15 protein-coding genes and 1 pseudogene are annotated in these 18,936 nt (G+C 67.3%); 1 reads left to right on the top strand and 15 read right to left on the bottom strand.

Features of this window, described 5'->3' with window-relative positions; genetic code table 11:
• The 4 genes and pseudogenes from GA0115259_RS41810 to GA0115259_RS15100 all read right to left on the bottom strand — a co-directional run.
• Nucleotides 1-490 (bottom strand): annotated as a pseudogene (locus GA0115259_RS41810) (hypothetical protein); the annotation flags it as partial.
• A gap of 196 nt (nucleotides 491-686) precedes the next feature.
• Entirely contained in the window at nucleotides 687-1,103 is a 417-nt protein-coding gene (locus GA0115259_RS15090) for a DUF6113 family protein (protein WP_093596514.1), read from the bottom strand.
• Between the two features lie 5 nt (nucleotides 1,104-1,108).
• On the bottom strand, nucleotides 1,109-2,047 hold the full coding sequence (gene mshB / locus GA0115259_RS15095; RefSeq protein WP_093596455.1) for an N-acetyl-1-D-myo-inositol-2-amino-2-deoxy-alpha-D-glucopyranoside deacetylase: 939 nt from the start codon (nucleotides 2,045-2,047) through the stop codon (nucleotides 1,109-1,111).
• Nucleotides 2,048-2,206: 159 nt separating this feature from the next.
• Nucleotides 2,207-2,401, bottom strand: a complete 195-nt coding sequence (locus GA0115259_RS15100; RefSeq protein WP_046497980.1) for a hypothetical protein — start codon at nucleotides 2,399-2,401, stop codon at nucleotides 2,207-2,209.
• 156 nt (nucleotides 2,402-2,557) lie between these two features.
• Between GA0115259_RS15100 and GA0115259_RS15105 the strand changes: the two genes are divergently transcribed.
• The gene (locus GA0115259_RS15105) at nucleotides 2,558-4,729 is read left to right on the top strand and encodes a S9 family peptidase (protein ID WP_093596458.1); all 2,172 of its coding nucleotides are present in this window, start codon (nucleotides 2,558-2,560) and stop codon (nucleotides 4,727-4,729) included.
• Between the two features lie 150 nt (nucleotides 4,730-4,879).
• Here the strand turns inward: GA0115259_RS15105 and GA0115259_RS15110 are convergent, their stop codons facing one another.
• The 11 genes from GA0115259_RS15110 to typA form a co-directional block, all read right to left on the bottom strand.
• Nucleotides 4,880-5,920: an ABC transporter ATP-binding protein gene (locus GA0115259_RS15110; protein WP_093596461.1), complete on the bottom strand. Its 1,041-nt coding sequence runs from the start codon at nucleotides 5,918-5,920 to the stop codon at nucleotides 4,880-4,882.
• Nucleotides 5,913-6,887: an ABC transporter ATP-binding protein gene (locus GA0115259_RS15115; protein ID WP_093596464.1), complete on the bottom strand. Its 975-nt coding sequence runs from the start codon at nucleotides 6,885-6,887 to the stop codon at nucleotides 5,913-5,915. Before GA0115259_RS15115 ends, GA0115259_RS15110 begins: the two co-directional genes overlap by 8 nt.
• A gap of 29 nt (nucleotides 6,888-6,916) precedes the next feature.
• Complete coding sequence (locus GA0115259_RS15120) at nucleotides 6,917-7,879, bottom strand: ABC transporter permease (RefSeq protein WP_093596467.1); 963 nt, start codon at nucleotides 7,877-7,879, stop codon at nucleotides 6,917-6,919.
• Nucleotides 7,872-8,795 carry an ABC transporter permease gene (locus GA0115259_RS15125; protein ID WP_093596471.1) on the bottom strand — a complete coding sequence of 308 codons (924 nt, stop codon included), beginning with the start codon at nucleotides 8,793-8,795 and terminating at the stop codon, nucleotides 7,872-7,874. Before GA0115259_RS15125 ends, GA0115259_RS15120 begins: the two co-directional genes overlap by 8 nt.
• 22 nt (nucleotides 8,796-8,817) lie before the next feature.
• Entirely contained in the window at nucleotides 8,818-10,446 is a 1,629-nt protein-coding gene (locus GA0115259_RS15130; RefSeq protein ID WP_093596474.1) for a peptide ABC transporter substrate-binding protein, read from the bottom strand.
• Nucleotides 10,447-10,640: 194 nt separating this feature from the next.
• Nucleotides 10,641-11,789 carry an ABC transporter ATP-binding protein gene (locus tag GA0115259_RS15135; protein WP_093596477.1) on the bottom strand — a complete coding sequence of 383 codons (1,149 nt, stop codon included), beginning with the start codon at nucleotides 11,787-11,789 and terminating at the stop codon, nucleotides 10,641-10,643.
• The gene (locus GA0115259_RS15140; protein ID WP_093596480.1) at nucleotides 11,782-12,819 is read right to left on the bottom strand and encodes an ABC transporter ATP-binding protein; all 1,038 of its coding nucleotides are present in this window, start codon (nucleotides 12,817-12,819) and stop codon (nucleotides 11,782-11,784) included. The genes GA0115259_RS15135 and GA0115259_RS15140 overlap by 8 nt, the downstream gene beginning before the upstream one ends.
• A gap of 11 nt (nucleotides 12,820-12,830) precedes the next feature.
• Complete coding sequence (locus tag GA0115259_RS15145; RefSeq protein WP_093596483.1) at nucleotides 12,831-13,775, bottom strand: ABC transporter permease; 945 nt, start codon at nucleotides 13,773-13,775, stop codon at nucleotides 12,831-12,833.
• Nucleotides 13,768-14,697 carry an ABC transporter permease gene (locus GA0115259_RS15150; protein WP_093596486.1) on the bottom strand — a complete coding sequence of 310 codons (930 nt, stop codon included), beginning with the start codon at nucleotides 14,695-14,697 and terminating at the stop codon, nucleotides 13,768-13,770. The genes GA0115259_RS15145 and GA0115259_RS15150 overlap by 8 nt, the downstream gene beginning before the upstream one ends.
• A 128-nt stretch (nucleotides 14,698-14,825) precedes the next feature.
• On the bottom strand, nucleotides 14,826-16,454 hold the full coding sequence (locus GA0115259_RS15155) for a peptide ABC transporter substrate-binding protein (protein ID WP_093596489.1): 1,629 nt from the start codon (nucleotides 16,452-16,454) through the stop codon (nucleotides 14,826-14,828).
• A 448-nt stretch (nucleotides 16,455-16,902) separates the two neighbouring features.
• On the bottom strand, nucleotides 16,903-18,777 hold the full coding sequence (gene typA, locus GA0115259_RS15160; RefSeq protein ID WP_093596492.1) for a translational GTPase TypA: 1,875 nt from the start codon (nucleotides 18,775-18,777) through the stop codon (nucleotides 16,903-16,905).
• Nucleotides 18,778-18,936 lie beyond the last annotated feature (159 nt).

Genomic DNA, 18,936 nt, shown 5'->3' on the forward strand with positions numbered 1-18,936 from the left:
CGGCTGCCGCGCCCGCGCCCATGCCCGCGCCGGTGCCCGTTCCCGTGCCGCCCGCCGGGCCCGAGGCCCTGCGTGGCGCGAACCAGTCGTTCGCGGGCTTGTCACCGGCCGGCTTCTCGTCCGGAGTCCGGCCGCCCAGGGCGTCCGCCCTGTCCTGGCCCTGCTCCGGCACCTGGACACCGCCCGTGAGCTCGGCGGCCTTGACGCCCCGGCCGCCCGCAGTGTCGCTGTCGCCCATGGGCGTACGCATCACGACCGGCGGGATCGGCCGCGAGCCCGGGATATTGATCCGGATACGTGTGGTCAGTGTGGTTTCGGTTCTCGGCTCGTCCGGCTGAGGAGCGAGCGCGGTGTCGGTCTCCTCCGGAGCGTCCTGCTGGGGGGGCGGCGACGGATACTGGCTGGATCCGTACGGCGGTGTCCCCGAGGGGTACGCGGCTCCGCCGCGCCCCTGGGGCCCGGAGGACGAACTGTCAGTTTCACGACTCAAAGCAGGTTCTCCCGGTTGGCTCCGCCGCCCGTTCTTACTGGTACTCAACTGTTCAGGTCCCCCACAGCCGAAGGCGAGGGGAAGGCCCGGAGCGCGCACCACCATACTGTCCTCAGCCGACCGGCACCCCACGACCGTGTGAAGCTGTCGTTCGCGGGCCGTGCGGACGGGGGCAATTCAGCGGATGACGGGCGCGTCACTTCCCAAGTCGGCCGGACTTCGTGCCCGGTTGCGGCAACCGCGACATGGTGGCACACATCACAGCCACCGCCATCCCGCCCAGCAGAAAGATGAGCGGTCCGACGCCCGCGGAGAAGGCCGCGTCGCCCTCCGGGCGCCCGACGCTCAGCAGGACGGCCGCGATCAGCCAGCCTCCGGCAGGCGCTCCCACGCCCATCTGCGTACCGGTGAGGCGCAGTCCGCCGAGGAAGACTCCGGCGGTGGCGAGCAGGGCCAGCACCAAACCGCCGGGGAACCAGCCGCCTTGGACGAGCGAGCCCGCGAGGGCGACCAGGGCGCCGAGCACGGCGAGGCCCACGTAGACGGCGATACGGGAGGGCCCTGGCGCGGCCGGGAGCCCGTCGGCGGACTGCTGCCGCTTGAGCTCACTCATGTCACTCATGCGCCGGCCTCCGTGACACGGCCCGCTCCGGCGACTCCACCGTCTCCGGCTCCGGCGACTCCCGCGAAGAGATCGTTCTCGCGTTCGCCCGCGGACGCTCCGGACTTCCCGTGCACCAACTGGTAGTACTCGGCGGCGAAGATCGGCTGGCCGAGATCGTTGGAGAGCGCGAAGAAGGGCCCGTCCACGGCGATTTGAGTCGCGTGCGCGCGCATCGCGGCGGCCTTGAGCTCCCGGTAAGGCGCGCCGTCGATCGCCGCGGTGATCTCCGAGTCGTCCACCACGCCCGGGATGTCGTCCACCTCGGCGATACCGAAGAAATCCGTACCGGTGGCACGGAGCCGCGCGAAGCCCGCCTCGGCCACCGAGCGCGGCACCCGGTTCCAGTAGATCTTGTCGATCGCGTGAGGTGTCCCGAGCCCGGGACCGTACGCGCTGTCGGCGGCCAGTGCCGCGGCGCGCATGGCGACGCGATGGGCCTGGATATGGTCCGGGTGCCCGTAGCCGCCGTTCGGGTCGTACGTCACGAGCACCTGCGGACGCACCTCGCGGATCACCTCGACAAGATGTTCCGCGGCCTCGTCGACCTCGGTGTGCCAGAAGGCGTTCTCGCGGTCGTTCTGCGGCAGGCCCATCATCCCGGAGTCCCGGAATCTGCCGGGCCCGCCGAGGAACCGGTGGTCGGAGACGCCCAGCTCCCGCATGGCCGCGGCGAGTTCACCGATGCGATGGGTGCCGAGGCCGTCCTCCCGGTCGGCGGCGAGATGGGCGAGACCGGGCACGATGATCTCGCCCTCCTCGCCGAGGGTGCAGGTCACCAGAGTGACCAGAGCGCCCTCGGCCGCGTACTTGGCCATGGTGGCGCCGTTGTTGATCGACTCGTCGTCCGGGTGCGCGTGCACCAGCAGCAGACGACGGGCGGGTTGGTCGGTCATGAGGACAGCCTACGAGGCCGCCCGTGAAACCCCCGGCCGGCGGACGGCGGCCGGGGGCACGGCGAGCGGAGATCGGAAAGCGGGCAGAGGGAGAAGAGAGAAGTGGGAGTCGGAGGTCGGTGGACCGGAGGTCACGAACCGGAGATCACGAACCGGAGGTCAGAACTTGATCCCGCCGATCATCCCCGCCACGTTCGTGGTCAGTTCGCTGATGGTGGGCGCGATGGACGAACTGGCGATGTAGAACCCGAGCAGCATGCAGACCACCGCGTGACCGGCCTTGAGCCCGGATTTCCGGACCAGCAGGAAGACGATGATCGCCAGCAGCACCACCGCCGAAATCGAGAGTGCCACGGCGGTTCACCTCCATAAATATCAGTCGGGAAAGAGCGGCATGCATGTGCCGGCAGATTCCTACCCACCTTGCGCTACGGATCATAACTATCCGTACGTAAGCATCGGTCGGTGCACGGCAGCACAGGGGGGCGCACGGGCACTAGTTTCGGTCGTATGACCTTGAGCCACGAGCACTCGTTCCCACGCCAGCACGCCAGGACCCAGCGGTTCACGCTGGGCGCTCCCCGCGCGTTCACCGTCTCGCCCGACGGCGCGCGGGTGGCCTTCCTGCGTTCCGCTTCCGGGACGGACCGCGTGAACGCCCTCTGGGTGCTCGATCTCGAAGGCCCGGGCCCCGGAGGACAGGAGCGGGTCGCCGCGGACCCCAGGACGCTGCTGGGAGGCGCCGTGGAGCGACTCTCCGCCGAGGAGCGGGCCCGCCGCGAGCGGAGCCGCGAGGGCGCGGAGGGCATCGTCGGCTACGCGACGGACAATACGGTCGAACTGGCCGCGTTCGCGCTCTCCGGGCGGCTGTACGCGGCCGAGCTGCGCGCCGGCACCGCGCGCCAACTGCCCGTACGCGGACCGGTGATCGATCCGCGGCCCGCGCCCGACGGCCGGCACATCGCCTACGCGGCCAAGGGAGCGCTCCGGGTGATCGGCGCGGACGGTGAGGGCGACCGGGAGCTGGTGGGACCCACCAAGGCCGAGGGCGCGGAGGTCGCCTACGGGCTGGCCGAGTTCATCGCCGCCGAGGAGATGGACCGTACCCGTGGCTTCTGGTGGTCGCCCGAGTCGGACCGGCTGCTGGTCGCGCGGGTGGACACCTCTCAGGTGCGGCGCTGGTGGATCTCCGATCCCGCCCATCCGGACCGGGAGCCGGCCAGTGTCGCCTATCCCGCGGCGGGCACGCCCAACGCGGACGTACGGCTCTTCCTGGTCGCTCTGGGAGAGCCGGACGGGCCGGACGGCGGGTCCGCGAAGCGTACGGAGGTGATCTGGGACCGGGCGCGGTATCCGTATCTGGCCCGGGTCCACTGGTCGTCCGCGGGCGCTCCGCTACTGCTCGTACAGAGCCGTGACCAGCGCGGACAGCTCTATCTGGCGGTGGACACGGAGACCGGTACGACCAGGACCGTGCACCAGGACGAGGATCCGGCGTGGCTGGAGCTCTCGCCGGGCGTCCCGGCCTGGGCGCCGGACGGGCGGCTGGTGCGGCTCGCCGACGAGGGCGGCGCGCGGGTGCTGGTGGTGGGCGACCGTCCGCTGACCGGGCCGCAGCTGCATCCGCGCGCGGTTCTGGACATCGGTGACCGGGATGTCCTGATCTCGGCATCGGCCGGCGAGGAGGCCGCCGATCCGGAAATTGGCCAGATTCATGTGTACCGGGTCAGCGATCTGGGCGTCGAACGGATCTCGTCGGGCCCGGGTGTGCACTCGGCCGTACGGGCCGGCGGAGTGTCCGTACTGGCGTCGGCCGTGCCGGACGCGCCGGGCTCGTCCGTACAGGTGCTCAGGGACGGCGAGCGGCTCGCGGGCATCGTCTCGTACGCCGAGCGGCCGGTGCTCATGGCTCACGCGCGGCTGACCGAGGCGAGCGCGCACCGGATTCCGTGCGCCGTACTGCTGCCGACCGGCTACCGCGAATCGGACGGCCCGCTTCCGGTTCTGCTGGATCCCTACGGCGGTCCGCACGGCCAGCGCGTGGTCGCCGCGCAGAACGCGCATCTGACCTCGCAGTGGTTCGCCGACCACGGATTCGCGGTGATCGTCGCCGACGGCCGTGGCACTCCGGGCCGCTCGCCCGGCTGGGAGAAGGCGGTCAAGCGGAATCTGCTGCTCAGCCTGGAGGACCAGATCGAGGCGCTGCACGGTCTCGCGGACCGCTTCCCGCTCGATCTGGAGCGGGTGGCGATCCGTGGCTGGTCCTTCGGCGGCTGGCTCGCCGCCCTCGCGGTCCTGCGCCGTCCCGATGTCTTCCACGCGGCGGTCTCCGGCGCTCCGGTCACCGATCTGCGGCTCTATGACACCCACTACCAGGAGCGCTACTTCGGCACACCGCAGGAGGCGCCCGAGGTGTACGACACACACTCCTTGGTCACGGACGACGGGCTCTCGGCGCCGGAAGTCCCGGTCCGGCCGCTGATCCTGATCCATGGGCTCGCCGACGACAATGTGGTGGTGGCACACACGCTCAAGCTCTCCGCGGCGCTGCTCGCCGCGGGACGGCCTCATGAAGTGCTGCCGCTCACCGGTGTGACGCATATGACACCGCAGGAACAGATCGCGGAGAATCTGCTGCTGCTCCAGGTCGACTTCCTGAAGCGGTCACTTGGCCTGAACTGACGGGTGGCGGACAGGCGACCGGCCGGGGCTCCCAGAGCCCCGGCCGATCTACGGCACCCGCACGGCCGTACGTTGTTCAGCGTGACGCGTTCGTATATCGGTGTCGGGTCCGTGAAGTTGCCTGTGTGTTAACGAAATTGATGTGCTTTATTACGTTTCGCCCCCCACGGCCGGTACGATCCGTCGCTCCGCCGCGAAATGACAGGCCGAGGGATGCGCGGCCGGTCCCTTCCGTCCCAGGAAGGCCACCGGGACCGCGAGCGCCGGCTCCTCCACCGCGCACCGCTCCTGCGCCTTCCAGCAGCGCGTACGGAACCGGCAGCCGGAGGGCGGATGCGCCGGCGACGGCACCTCGCCCGTCAGGATGATCCGGTCCCGCCGCTCGCGCGCCGTCGGATCGGGCAGCGGCACGGCGGAGAGCAGCGCCTGGGTGTACGGATGCGTGGGATGGTCGTAGATCTCCGTGTCCGAGCCGAGCTCGGCGAGCCGTCCCAGATACATCACTCCGACGCGGTCGGAGATATGCCGGACGATCGACAGATCGTGGGCGATGAACACATAGGAGAGCCCGAACTCGTTCTGGAGCCGCTCCATCAGATTGATGACCTGCGCCTGGACGGAGACATCGAGGGCGGAGACCGGTTCGTCGGCGACGATGACCTCCGGCCGCAGGGCGAGACCGCGGGCGATACCGATGCGCTGGCGCTGCCCGCCGGAGAACTGGTGCGGATAGCGGTTGACGTACTCCGGATCGAGCCCGACCACATCCAGCAGCTCCTGGACCTTGCGCCGCCGGTCGCCCTTCGGTGCCGCCTCGGGATGGATCTCGTACGGCTCCCCGACGATGTCGCCCACGGTCATCCGCGGATTGAGCGAGGTGTACGGATCCTGGAACACCATCTGGATATTCCGGCGCACCGCCTTCAGCGCGCGACCCGACAGCCGGGTGATGTCCTCACCCTTGTAGCGGATCCGGCCGGAGGTCGGCCGCTCCAGATGGACCAGCATCCTCGCCACGGTCGACTTGCCGCAGCCGGACTCCCCGACGATGCCCAAGGTCTCCCCGGGAGCCAGACCGAAGGAGATCCCGTCGACGGCCCGTACCGCCCCGATCTGCTTTCTGACCAGGACGCCACGGGTCAGCGGATAGTGCTTGACCAGGTCGGTGACTTCCAGAACGGCCTCAGCCATCGAGCGTCTCCCTCCAGAAGTGGCAGGCGCTGTGCCGGCCCTCGGCGACCTCGTACAGCGGCGGCTCGTCCGTACGGCAGATGTCACGGGCGATCGGACAGCGAGGATGGAAGGCGCAGCCGGGCGGGATACGCAGCGGATTCGGCGGCAGGCCTCTGATCGCGTACAGCTCCCGGCCCTTGCGGTCCAGGCGCGGGACCGAGTCCAGCAGGGCGCGGGTGTACGGATGGGCGGCGGCCTTGTAGAGAGCGTGCACCGGCGCGGTCTCCACGATCCGTCCCGCGTACATCACCGCGATCCGGTCCGCGACATCGGCGACCACGCCCAGATCATGGGTGATCAGGATCAGGCCCATGTCCAGGTCGCGCCGCAGCTCCGCGAGCAGCTCCATGACCTGGGCCTGGACAGTCACATCGAGCGCGGTGGTCGGCTCGTCGGCGATGATCAGCGCGGGCTCCAGTGCGAGGGCCATCGCGATCATGATGCGCTGGCGCATACCGCCGGAGAACTGGTGCGGATAGTCGCCCGCCCGCTCCTCGGCCGCCGGAATCCCGACGCGGTCCATCAGCTCGACGGCCCGCGCCCGCGCCTGTCTGCGGGACATGCCGCGGTGCACCACGAACATCTCGCCGAGCTGGGCGCCGACGCTGATCACGGGATTGAGCGCGGACAGCGCGTCCTGGAAGATCATCGCCAGCTCGGCGCCCCGGATCCGACGCCGCTGCTCCTCCTTGAGCCTCAGCAGATCGCGGCCCTGGAAAAGCACCTCACCGCCGGAGATCCGGCCGGGCGGTGTGTCCAGGATCCCTATGACCGCCTGGGCCGTGACGGACTTGCCCGAGCCGGACTCGCCGAGCACGGCGAGCGTCTCGCCGGCGTCCACCGCGTAACTGACGCCGTTGACGGCCCTGGCGACACCGTCGCGGGTACGGAACTCCACACGCAGATCGCGTACGTCGAGCAGCATGGGTCGGACTCCTGGAGAAAAAGAGAGCGCTAGCGCAGCTTCGGATCGAGGGCGTCGCGCACCGCGTCGCCGAGCATGATGAACGCGAGCACGGTGACCGCCAGCGCACCGGCCGGCCAGAGCAGCATGTGCGGCGAGTTGCGGATGTACGGCGAGGCGTCCGAGATGTCGATGCCCCAGGACACGGCCGGCGGTCTGAGCCCCACACCGAGATACGAGAGTGTCGCCTCCAGCGCGATGAACGTACCGAGCGCGATGGTCGCCACGACGATCACGGGCGCGACGGCGTTGGGCAGGATGTGCCGGAGCAGGATCCGGGTGTGGGAGGCGCCGAGCGCCCGTGCCGCCTGCACATAGTCGTTCTGTTCGACGGTGATGACGGAACCGCGGGCGATCCGGGAGATCTGCGGCCAGCCGAGCAGCACCATGAAACCGATCACGGGCCAGACGGTGGTGCCGGCCACCAGCGACAGCAGGACGAGCCCGCCGAGCACCACCGGAATCGCGAAGAAGACATCGGTGATCCGGGAGAGGACCGCGTCCCAGGCGCCGCCGAAGAAGCCGGCCAGAGCGCCGAGGACCGAGCCGGTCACGGCGACACCGAGGCTGGCGAGCACACCGACGACGACCGAGGTCCTGGCGCCGTGGACCGTACGCGTATAGACATCGCAGCCCTGCCCGTTGAAGCCGAAGGGATGGCCGGGCCGGGAGCCCTCCTGGGCCCTGGCGAGATCGCAGGAGAGCGGATTGCGGCTCGCGATCAGGGACGGCCAGAGCGAGATCACCACCAGAAAGACGATGACGAGCGCCGAGACGACGAAGACCGGATTGCGGCGCAGATCGTGCCAGGCGTCCGACCACAGCCCGCGCGGCCTCCCGGTGGGCGCGCCGCCCTCGGAGCTCCCTGGACGCCGCTCCGGAGCGGCTGTGGCGGCGACGGCCGTGGCCTTGACGGCGATGGTCCTCGGTCGGGCGCACTGCGGCTCAGGCATACCGGATCCTCGGGTCGAGAACGGCGTAGACCAGGTCGACCAGCAGATTCGCCAGCAGAAAGACGATCACGAGCACGGTGACGAAGCCGACGACGGTCTGGGTGTTCTGGCGCAGGATGCCCTGGTAGAGCTGGAATCCGACGCCATGGATATTGAAGATCCGCTCGGTGACGATGGCACCGCCCATCAGGGCGCCGATGTCCGTGCCGATGAAGGTGACCACCGGGATCAGTGAGTTGCGCAGCAGATGCCGGGTGATCACCCGGTGTCTGGGCAGGCCCTTGGCGATGGCCGTGCGGACATAGTCGGAGCGGACGTTCTCGGCGACCGAGGTGCGGGTCAGTCGGGTGACATACGCCAGCGAGACCGATGCCAGCACCAGTCCGGGCAGGATCAGCTCGTCGAGCGGCGCGGTGTACGAGACCGACGGCTGGACGATCCGCCACTTGACGCCGAACACGAGCTGCGCCAGCAGCCCGGTGACAAACGTCGGTACGGCGATGACCACGAGCGTCAGCAGCAGTACGGAGGTGTCGACCGGCCGGCCCCGGCGCAGACCGGTGATCACACCGAGGACGACTCCGATGACCAGCTCGAAGGCGACGGCCACGAGTGTGAGCCGGATGGTGACCGGAAAGGCCGACGCCATCAGGTCGATGACCTTCTGGCCGTTGAAGGCGGTCCCGAAGTCGCCCGAGAACACATGGCCCATATAAGTCGTGTACTGCTGCCACACAGGCCGGTCGAGGCCGAACTCCCGGCGCAGCCGGTCCTCGGTCGCGGGATCACACTGTCTTTCGCCGCAGAGTCCCGCGATCGGGTCGCCCATCACATGGACCATCAGAAAGATCAGCAGGGTGGCGCCGATGAAGACAGGGATCATCTGGAGCAGACGGCGGATCACATAACGTCCCATGAGGTGCTCCTCCTGCCCGGTGTCAGCGGACCGTGATCTCGTGGTAGACGGGCACGCTGAACGGGTTCAGTTCGACATGGGAGAGCCGGGCCGCGTAACCGGCGCTCCCGTTCTGGTACCAGAGCGGGATCCCGGCCATCTGGTCCCGTACGACCTCCTCGGCCTGCTGGAACTTCCGGATCGCGGTCGAGGTGTCCGTATCGGCGTTGGCCTCGTTGACCAGCTCGTTGAACCGCGCGTCGCTCCACTTGCCGTCGTTGGCCGAGCCGTTGGAGTAGTAGAGCGGCTGAAGGAAGTTCTGGATCAGCGGATAGTCCATCTGCCAGCCCGCCCGGAACGGACCGGTGAGCTTCTTCCGGCCGATCTTGTTCCTGAAGTCGGCGAAGGTGCCGACCGGGCTGCCGACACACGATCTGTCGTTGCCCAGCACGTTGTTGATGCTGTTGCAGACCGCGTCGACCCACTCCTTGTGGGATCCGGTGTCGGTGTTGTACGTGATGGTCAGCCGGCCACCCGGGATACCGCCGCCCTCCGCGATCAGCTTCTTCGCCGAGGCCGGGTCGTAGGAGCAGGCCTTCCCGCAGAGCCCGGCTTTGTAGCCGCCGTCCGCACCGAGGACCGGAGAGGTCCAGTCGGTGGCGGGAGTGCGGGTCCCGTGGAAGATCGTTTCGGTGATCTGCCCGCGGTTGATCGCCATGGAGAGTCCGGTGCGGACCTTGACGGCGCCCGGTGTGTTCCAGGCCTGGTCGTAGTACGGGAAGGAGAGGCTCTGGAGGATGCCGGCGGGCGTGTTGATGTACCGGCCTTCAAGATCGGCCCTGACGTTCTTGAGCTGCGCGGCCGGGACGTCGTCGACCAGATCGAGATTGCCGGAGACCAGATCGGTGTAGGCGGTGTTGCCGTCCGTGTAGACCCGTAGGTCCACTCCGCCATTGCGCGCCTTGTCGCCGCCCGGGTAGCCCTTCCAGGTGCGCAGCGACATCTGGGCGCCTCGGGTGTAGTTCTCGACCTCGTACGGGCCGTTGCCGACCGGCTTGGCGAGCCAGGCGTCGTGGTGGTCGAAGAAGGCCCTGGGCAGCGGCGCGAACGCGGCGTATCCGAGCGTGTCCGGCCAGGTGGAGAAGCGCTGGGACAGCGTGACGGTAAAGGCCAGCGGACCGGTGACGGCCAGACCTGAGAGCGTGTCCGCGGTGGGCCGGCCAGAGGCCGGATGGACCTTGTCGTATCCCTCGATGTACTCGAAGAAGTACGCGTTCTTCTGATTGTTCTTCAGATGCGCGCCGTAGTTCCAGGCGTCCACGAACGACTTCGCGGTGACCTGCTCGCCGTTGCTGAAGGTCCAGCCGTCCTTGACGGTGACGGTGAAGTGCGTCGAGTCGGTGGTGTCGATCCGCTCGGCGAGGGCGTTCTCGGCCTTGCCGGTCCTCGGGTCGTACTTCTTCAGCCCGCGGAAGATCATGTCGAGGACCTTGCCGCCCTGGACCTCATTGGTGTTCGCGGGCTCCAGCGGATTCTGCGGATCGCCCCAGGAGGAGGAGAGCACACCATCGGGCCCTCCGGCGCCGCTGCCGCTTCCTCCGCCGCACGCTGTCGCCGTGAGCGCGACGGTCACCGCGCACACGGCCCAGGTGACGGGTGCGGCTCCACGCATCGAACGGGCCTCCTCGGAGTACGTGACCTGCGTACGCGTTCGTGACCTGCTGAGACCAAGATCGAACGCCAAGGCGTGATCCGCATATCCAGCCCGCGCAAATGGACGATCACATAGCGCGGCACCACACAGAGCAGCGCCCGGAACCGTTCGGTTCCGGGCGCTGTTCGTACGACGTACGACGTACGGCTACGTCATGCCGCGTGGACGACGTCCTTCTCCTCGGCGAAGTGGCATGCCGATTCGTGCGCGGCGTGCCCGCCCGTGCCCTTGAAGCGCTCGGGAACGGCCAGCAGCGGGACATCCGTGGCGCACTTCTCCTGCGCCTTCCAGCAGCGCGTCCGGAAGCGGCAGCCGGAGGGCGGATTCGCCGGTGACGGGACATCACCGGTGAGGATGATCCGCTCGCGGCCCTCACGGGCCTCCGGGTCGGGCACCGGGACCGCCGACAGCAGCGCCTGGGTGTAGGGATGCGTCGGGTGGTCGTAGATCTGGGTGTCCGTACCGATCTCGGCCATCTTGCCGAGGTACATCACACCGACCCGGTCGGAGATGTGCCGGACGATCGACAGGTCGTGCGCGATGAAGATGTAGGAGAGGTTGAACTCGTCCTGGAGTTTCTCCATCAGATTGATGACCTGCGCCTGCACCGAGACATCCAGGGCCGAGACCGGCTCGTCGCAGATGATGACCTCGGGATTGAGCGCGAGACCGCGGGCGATGCCGATGCGCTGGCGCTGTCCGCCGGAGAACTGGTGCGGATAGCGGTTGATGTACTCCGGGTTGAGGCCCACGACATCGAGCAGTTCCTGGACCCTGCGGCGCCGGTCGCCCTTCGGTGCCACCTCCGGATGGATGTCGAAGGGCTCGCCGATGATGTCACCGACGGTCATCCTCGGGTTGAGCGAGGTGTACGGGTCCTGGAACACCATCTGGATGTTCCTGCGGACGGCCTTCAGCGCGCGCCCGGACAGCCTGGTGATGTCCTGGCCCTTGAAGAAGACCTCGCCGGCGGTCGCCTTCTCCAGCGTCATCAGCAGCTTGGCGACGGTCGACTTGCCGCAGCCGGACTCTCCGACGATGCCCAGCGTCTCGCCCTGGTACAGGTCGAAGGAGATGCCGTCCACGGCCTTGACCGCGCCGACCTGCTTCTTGAAGAGAACACCCTGGGTCAGCGGGAAGTGCTTGACCAGGTTGCGCACCTGGAGGATCGGCTCGCCGCGCTCGACCGTCGCCTCGATGGCGGCGACGGAGTCCTCGACGGTGACGGCGTCGGCCGTCGCCACCTCGGTGACGTTCGGGGTGGCGTCCATGGAGTCGTCACTCTTCCTCGGTTCAGCCATGGATCGTCTCCTTCCAGAAGTGGCACGCGCTTCCACGGCCCGGCAGCTCGGTACCGTCCTGCTCCGTGACGGAAAGCAGGGCCGGAACCTCCGTACGGCAGATGTCCTGCGCCGCAGGACAGCGCGGATTGAAGGCGCAGCCGGGCGGAATCCGGGTCAGGTTGGGCGGCAGGCCCTTGATCGCGTACAGCTCCTGGCCCTTCTGGTCCAGGCGCGGAATCGAATCGAGCAGACCACGGGTGTACGGATGCGCGGGACGCTTGTAGAGCTCGTGCACCGGCGCGGTCTCCACGATCCGGCCCGCGTACATGACCGCGATCTTGTCCGCGACATCGGCGACCACGCCGAGGTCGTGCGTGATCAGGATCAGGCCCATGTGGTACTCGCGCTGCAACTCCGCCAGCAGGTCCATGACCTGGGCCTGGACGGTCACATCCAGCGCGGTGGTCGGCTCGTCCGCGATGATCAGATCCGGTTCCAGGGCCAGCGCCATGGCGATCATGATGCGCTGGCGCATACCGCCGGAGAACTGGTGCGGATAGTCGTTGACCCGCTCCTTGGCCGCCGGGATACGCACCCGGTCCATCAGCTCGATGGACCTGGCCTTGGCCTCCTTCTTGGAGAGCCCCAGATGGACACGGAACATCTCGCCGAGCTGGTAGCCCACGGAGAGCACCGGATTGAGCGAGGACAGCGCGTCCTGGAAGATCATCGCGATCTTCTGGCCGCGGATGAGCCGGCGCTCCTCGTTGCTCATCTTGAGCATGTCCTGGCCGCGGAAGAAGATCTCTCCGCGCGGAATGCGTCCCGGAGGCATGTCGAGAATGCCCATGACCGCCTGAGCGGTGACGGACTTGCCGGAGCCGGACTCGCCCAGCACTGCCAGTGTCTCGCCCGCGCTGACGCTGTAGTTGACACCGTTGACCGCCTTGGCCACACCGTCACGGGTGTGGAACTCCACATGCAGGTCACGGACTTCGAGCAGCGGGCCGGAAGGATCGTCCGCCGTCGTGTTGTCGATGATGGTCATGTACGCCTCCCTCAGCGCAGCTTGGGATCGAGGGCGTTGCGTACCGCATCGCCGAGCATGATGAAGGCCAGCACAGTGATCGACACCATGACCGACGGGACGATCAGGACGAACTCCGCGTTACGGAGCTGCTCCTGGCCCGACGAGATGTCGACGCCCCAGGAGACGGCCGGCTCGGCGAGCCCGATACCCAGGAAGGACAGCGTGGCCTCGGCCGAGATATAGCCGCCGAGCGCGATGGTCGCGACCACGATCACCGGCGCGATCGCGTTGGGCATGATGTGCCGGAGCAGGATACGGCTGGTCGAGGCGCCGAGCGCCTTGGCCGCCATCACATAGTCCGCCTGCTTGATGGTGAGGACCGAGCCGCGCGCGACACGGGCGATCTGTGTCCAGCCCAGGAAGGCGAGGGACAGGATCACGACCCAGATCGAACGCTCGGCGAAGGAGGTCAGCACCACCATCGCGCCGAGGATGAACGGCACGGCGAAGAAGATGTCGGTGACCCGGGACAGGATCGTGTCGATCCAGCCGCCGAAGTAGCCGGCCAGCATCCCGACCGCGGTGCCGAGGACGGTGACGAGTCCGGTGACCACGACGGCGACGAGGATCGAGGCCCGCGCGCCGTAGACGACACGTGTGTAGATCGACCGGCCCTGGATGTCGTACCCGAACCAGTCCGGAGCGAAGAAGTGGCCCCAGTTGGGCTTCTGCAGATAGTGGTTGGCGAGATCCGCGAAGCGCGGATCGGCGCTGGTGAACAGCTGCGGGAAGGCCGCCATCGTCAGCAGGAACAGGATCAGGACCGCGGAGACGACGAAGAGCGGATTGCGCCGCAGATCGTGCCAGGCGTCCGACCAGAGACTGCGGGGCTTGCCGACCCTGCCGTCCGCCGGCGGCGCGGCCGGAGCCTCGGCCGGCTGCTCCTTGACGGTGTCCTTGAGTGCCTCAGGCATAACGGATCCTCGGGTCCAGGACCGCGTAGAGCAGGTCGACGAGCAGGCTGGTGACGAGATACACGACGACGATCAGGGTCACGATGCCCACGACCGTGGCGCCCTCGCGGTGCCTCAGCGCGTCAAAGATGTTGTAGCCGACACCCTTGATGTTGAAGATGCCTTCGGTGACGACCGCGCCGCCCATCAGGGCGCCGAGGTCGGTGCCGAGGAAGGTCACCACCGGGATCATGGAGTTGCGCATCAGGTGTACGCCGATGATCCGGCGGCGCGGCAGTCCCTTGGCCACCGCGGTGCGCATGTAGTCGGAGCGCAGATTCTCCGCGACGGAGGTACGCGTCAGACGTGCCACATAGGCCAGTGACAGGGAGCCGAGTACGACGGCCGGGAGGAACAGCTCGTCCCAGTTCGCTTCCACGCTCACGTTCGGGTCCACCCAGCCGAGCTGGAAGGCGAAGAAGTACTGGCCGAGGAAGCCGAGTACGAACGAGGGAACGGAGATCAGCAGAAGCGTCAGGACCAGCAGGGCGCGGTCCCGGAGCGTATCGGCCTTCAGTCCGGCGAAGACGCCGATCGAGATGCCGACGAGCACGGTGAAGGCGAAGGCGAACAGCGTCAGCCGGACCGTGATCGGGAACGCCTCCGAGATGATGTCGGCGACGGGCCGGCCGCTGGCGATCTGTGTGCCGAAGTCGCCCTGGAACAGGCCGGTCAGATAGTTCCAGTACTGGTGCCAGAGCGGCAGGTCGAGACCGAGGTCCTTCTTCATCGCCGCGATCTGCGCGGGGTCAACGGTCTGCTCTCCGGCGAGCGCGCGCACGGGATCACCGGGCAGGGCGTACATCATGGCGAAGACCAGCAAGGTTGACCCGAGGAATACCGGGATCATCTGGAGCAGTCGCCGCGCGACATAACGCCCCATGTTTGCCTCCGAATGGATAACTGTGCAGCCCGGGGGGCCGCTCCCATTGGTACGGGGAGCGGCCCCGGGAGCCTGCCGGCGTTGCGCCGGCGGCTGATGGCCGAGTGGGGGATGGGCCCTCGGACGGGTTACTTGACGACCGTGACGTCGGTGAGGTTGTAGTCACCGTGGAAGTCGACCGTCACATTGTCCACAGCCTTGGAGTAGCCGCCGTTGGTCTTGTACTCCCACAGCGGGATCGCCGGCATCTTGTCGAGAAGCAGCTTCTCGGCGTCCTGGTAAGCCTTGATCGACTCGTCCAGGTTCTTGGCGTTGTCACCCTTCTTGAAGGCCGCGTCGACCTCCTTGTCGGAGAACCGGCCGTTGTTCGCCTCGGCGACCGTGCCGTACAGCTCCCGCATGAAGTTGACGTTCAGCGGGTAGTCGGCGACCCAGCCACCGCGGTACATCGCCTTGACCTGGTCGTTGTCACGAGCCTCCAGGTCGGTCTGGAAGTCCGGCTTGGCGTCCGGGATGCAGTCCACACCGGTGGCGTTGCGGATCGACTCGCAGACCGCGGTCACCCACTCCTTGTGGCCACCGTCCGCGTTGTACTGGATCCAGATCTTGTTGCCGGGGACGCCGCCGCCCTCGGTGACCAGCTGCTTCGCCTTCGCCGGGTCGAACTTGAAGACATCGGTGTTCAGGTCCTGGTTGCCCTGGACACCCGGCGGGGTGAAGCTGGTGGCCGGCTTGCGCGTGCCGTTGAGGACGGTCTTGGTGATCGTGTCGCGGTCGATCGCCATCGACAGACCCTGGAGGACCTTCGGGTCGATGCCCTTGAAGGTCTTCGAGTAGAACGCCGGCACGAGGCTCTGGACGGCCGCGTACGGCTGGTCGATCGCGCGGTCGCCGAGGTCCTGCTTGTACTTCGGCAGGTCCTTCGGGCCGACCTGGCGGATCATGTCCAGGTTGCCGGAGAGGAGGTCCTGGTACGCGGCCTCGACGGTCGCGTAGTTCTTGAAGAGGACGCCCGCGTTCTTGGCCTTGTTCGGGCCCTGGTAGTCAGGGTTGGCCTTGACCTGGATGAGTTTCTTGTGGTCCCACTTCTCGAAGATGTAGGGACCGTTGCCGACCGGCTTCTGGCCGAACGCCTTGGTGTCCTTGTAGAAGACCTCCGGCAGCGGCGCGAAGGTCGCGTAACCGAGCTTGTACTCGAAGTACGGAATCGCCGAGCTGAGCTCGATCGTGAAGGTGGTGTCGTCGACAACCTTCAGACCCGACATCGCGTCGGCCTTCGGCTCGCCCGTCTCCGGGTGGACATCGGCGTAACCGGCGATGTCACCGAACCAGAAGGCGTTCTGCTGGTTGTTCTTGATGTTGGCGTACCAGTTCCACGCCTTGACGTAGGACTCGGCCGTGACGGGGGTGCCGTCGTGGAACTTCCAGCCCGGCTTGAGCTTGACCGTCCAGGTCTTGGAGTCGGTCGATGTCACCGACTCGGCGTTCGTGTAAACGATCTTGCCCTGCGCGTCGAAGTCCAGGAGCTGGGTGAACAGCGACTGGATCACATAGCTGCCGAGCGACTCGTTCGTGTCAGCCGGGATCAGCGGCTTCTGCGGCTCACCGACATCGATGGAGACATAGCCCGCGGGCTTGCCCTTCTCCGTCGAAGCAGATTTGTTGCTGTCGTCTCCGCTGCTGCTGCTGCACGCCGTCGCCGCGAGGGCCACGACCATCGTGCCGACTACCCACTTGGCGCTCTTGGCACCACGCATGGGTTCCTCCTCATGAGTCCACTTGTCACAACAAGAAGGGCACTGTCTACGCGCGCTGACACCCCTGACAGTGCGGTTTCCGAGTACCCCGAGTGTGCTCGTGAGTCGACGCTCCCCATGGCGTTTGACCCATTGACCCGAGCTCAATGGCCAACTATTAAGTACGGCCGGGCCGTAAACCACACTTAAAGGGTCTCGTTTTGGCAACATCGACACCCCCCGTCCGCCCGAAATCCGGACAAAGTTATCCCAGGCAGACACCCGCGAAACGGACCGTTAACACACCATCCGGTGACCACCCGCCGATAATCGGACGTGATCCCCAAAAACGAACTTGACGTCGAGCCGTCCGGCGTGTGCCCAGGTCCGGTCGGCCGAGGCCACACGACGAACGGCCCGGCTTCCGCTTTTCCGCGGGAACCGGGCCGTCGTACGGGGCGGACGCCGCTCAGCCGTGCTTGGCCCGGGAGGCGGCGCGACCGCGCTCCTTCTGGTCCAGGACGACCTTACGGATACGTACCGTCTCCGGAGTCACCTCGATGCATTCGTCATCGCGGCAGAACTCCAGCGACTGCTCCAGCGAGAGCTTCCGCGGCGGCACCACATTCTCGGTGGAATCCGCGGAGGCGGCCCGCATATTGGTGAGCTTCTTCTCCTTGGTGATATTCACGTCCATGTCGTCGGCGCGCGAGTTCTCACCGATGATCATTCCTTCGTAGACCTCGGTACCGGGCTCGGTGAAGATGACACCGCGCTCCTGGAGGTTGATCATCGCGAAGGGAGTCACCGAACCCGAGCGGTCCGCGACGAGCGAACCGTTGTTACGGGTGCGCAGCTCGCCGAACCAGGGCTCGTGGCCCTCGAAGATCGAGTGGGCGATGCCCGTACCGCGCGTCTGGGTCAGGAACTCCGTACGGAAGCCGATCAGACCGCGGGACGGAACGATCCACTCCATACGGATCCAGCCCGAGCCATGGTTGGTCATGGTCTCCATACGGCCCTTGCGCGTCGCCATGAGCTGAGTGATCGCGCCGAGGTGCTCCTCGGGAGAGTCGATCGTCATCCGCTCGATGGGCTCGTACGTCTTGCCGTCGACCTGCTTGGTGACCACCTCGGGCTTGCCGACGGTCAGCTCGAAGCCCTCCCGGCGCATCTGCTCGACCAGGATGGCCAGCGCCAGCTCACCGCGGCCCTGCACCTCCCAGGCGTCGGGACGCTCGGTGTCCAGGACGCGCAGCGAGACGTTACCGATCAGCTCGCGGTCGAGACGGTCCTTGACCTGGCGGGCGGTGACCTTGTGGCCCTTGCCGCCCTTGCCGACCAGCGGCGAGGTGTTCGTACCGATGGTCATCGAGATCGCGGGCTCGTCGACCGTGATCAGCGGCAGCGCGACCGGGTTCTCGGGATCGGCCAGCGTCTCGCCGATCATGATGTCCGGGATACCGGCGATGGCACAGATGTCACCGGGGCGCGCCTGCTCGGCCGGCTTGCGGGTGAGCGCCTCGGTCATCAGCAGCTCGGTGATACGGACATTGGACATGGAGCCGTCACGCTTGATCCAGGTGACGGTCTGGCCCTTGCGCAGCTCACCCTGCTCGACCCGGCAGAGCGCGATACGGCCGAGGAAGTTGTCGGCGTCCAGGTTGGTGACATGGGCCTGGAGCGGCGCGGACTCGTCGTACTCGGGAGCCGGGACATGCGACAGGATCGTGTTGAAGAACGGCTCCAGACTGTCGCTGTCGGCCGGGACCGTACCGTCCTCCGGCTTGGTCAGCGAGGCGACACCGTCGCGCGCGCAGGCGTAGACGATCGGGAACTCGATCTGCTCCTCCGTCGCGTCCAGATCGAGGAAGAGGTCGTACGTCTCGTCGACGACCTCCGCGATCCGGGAGTCGGGACGGTCCGTCTTGTTGATACAGAGGATGACCGGCATCTTCGCCTGGAGCGCCTTGCGGAGCACGAAGCGGGTCTGCGGGAGCGGGCCCTCGGAGGCGTCCACGAGCAGGACCACCGCGTCGACCATCGAGAGACCGCGCTCGACCTCGCCGCCGAAGTCGGCGTGGCCGGGAGTGTCGATGATGTTGATGGTGATCGGGTCGCCACCGGTCTTGGGGTGGTACTTCACGGCCGTGTTCTTGGCCAGGATCGTGATGCCCTTCTCACGCTCCAGGTCGTTCGAGTCCATCATCCGGTCGTCGAGCTGCTCGGCGGCGTGCGCGGCGAAGGCGCCGGCCTGCTTCAGCATGGCGTCGACCAGAGTGGTCTTGCCATGGTCGACGTGGGCGACGATGGCGACGTTGCGGATGTCGTGGCGCGTGGGCATGCTGGCTGGCGCTTCTCTCGATCGTGGGATGCGGCGTTCTTTCCTCGTACGCCCGCCGGGCTGACACGCCACGGCTTGTCCCATGGTACGGGGCCTGGGTGTGGAGGGCTTCCCGGCCCAATGGAAGCGGCTGATTCTGGGGTGTTCTGCGGATGTGGA

Source organism: Streptomyces sp. MnatMP-M17, from assembly GCF_900091995.1.
Taxonomy (GTDB): domain Bacteria; phylum Actinomycetota; class Actinomycetes; order Streptomycetales; family Streptomycetaceae; genus Streptomyces.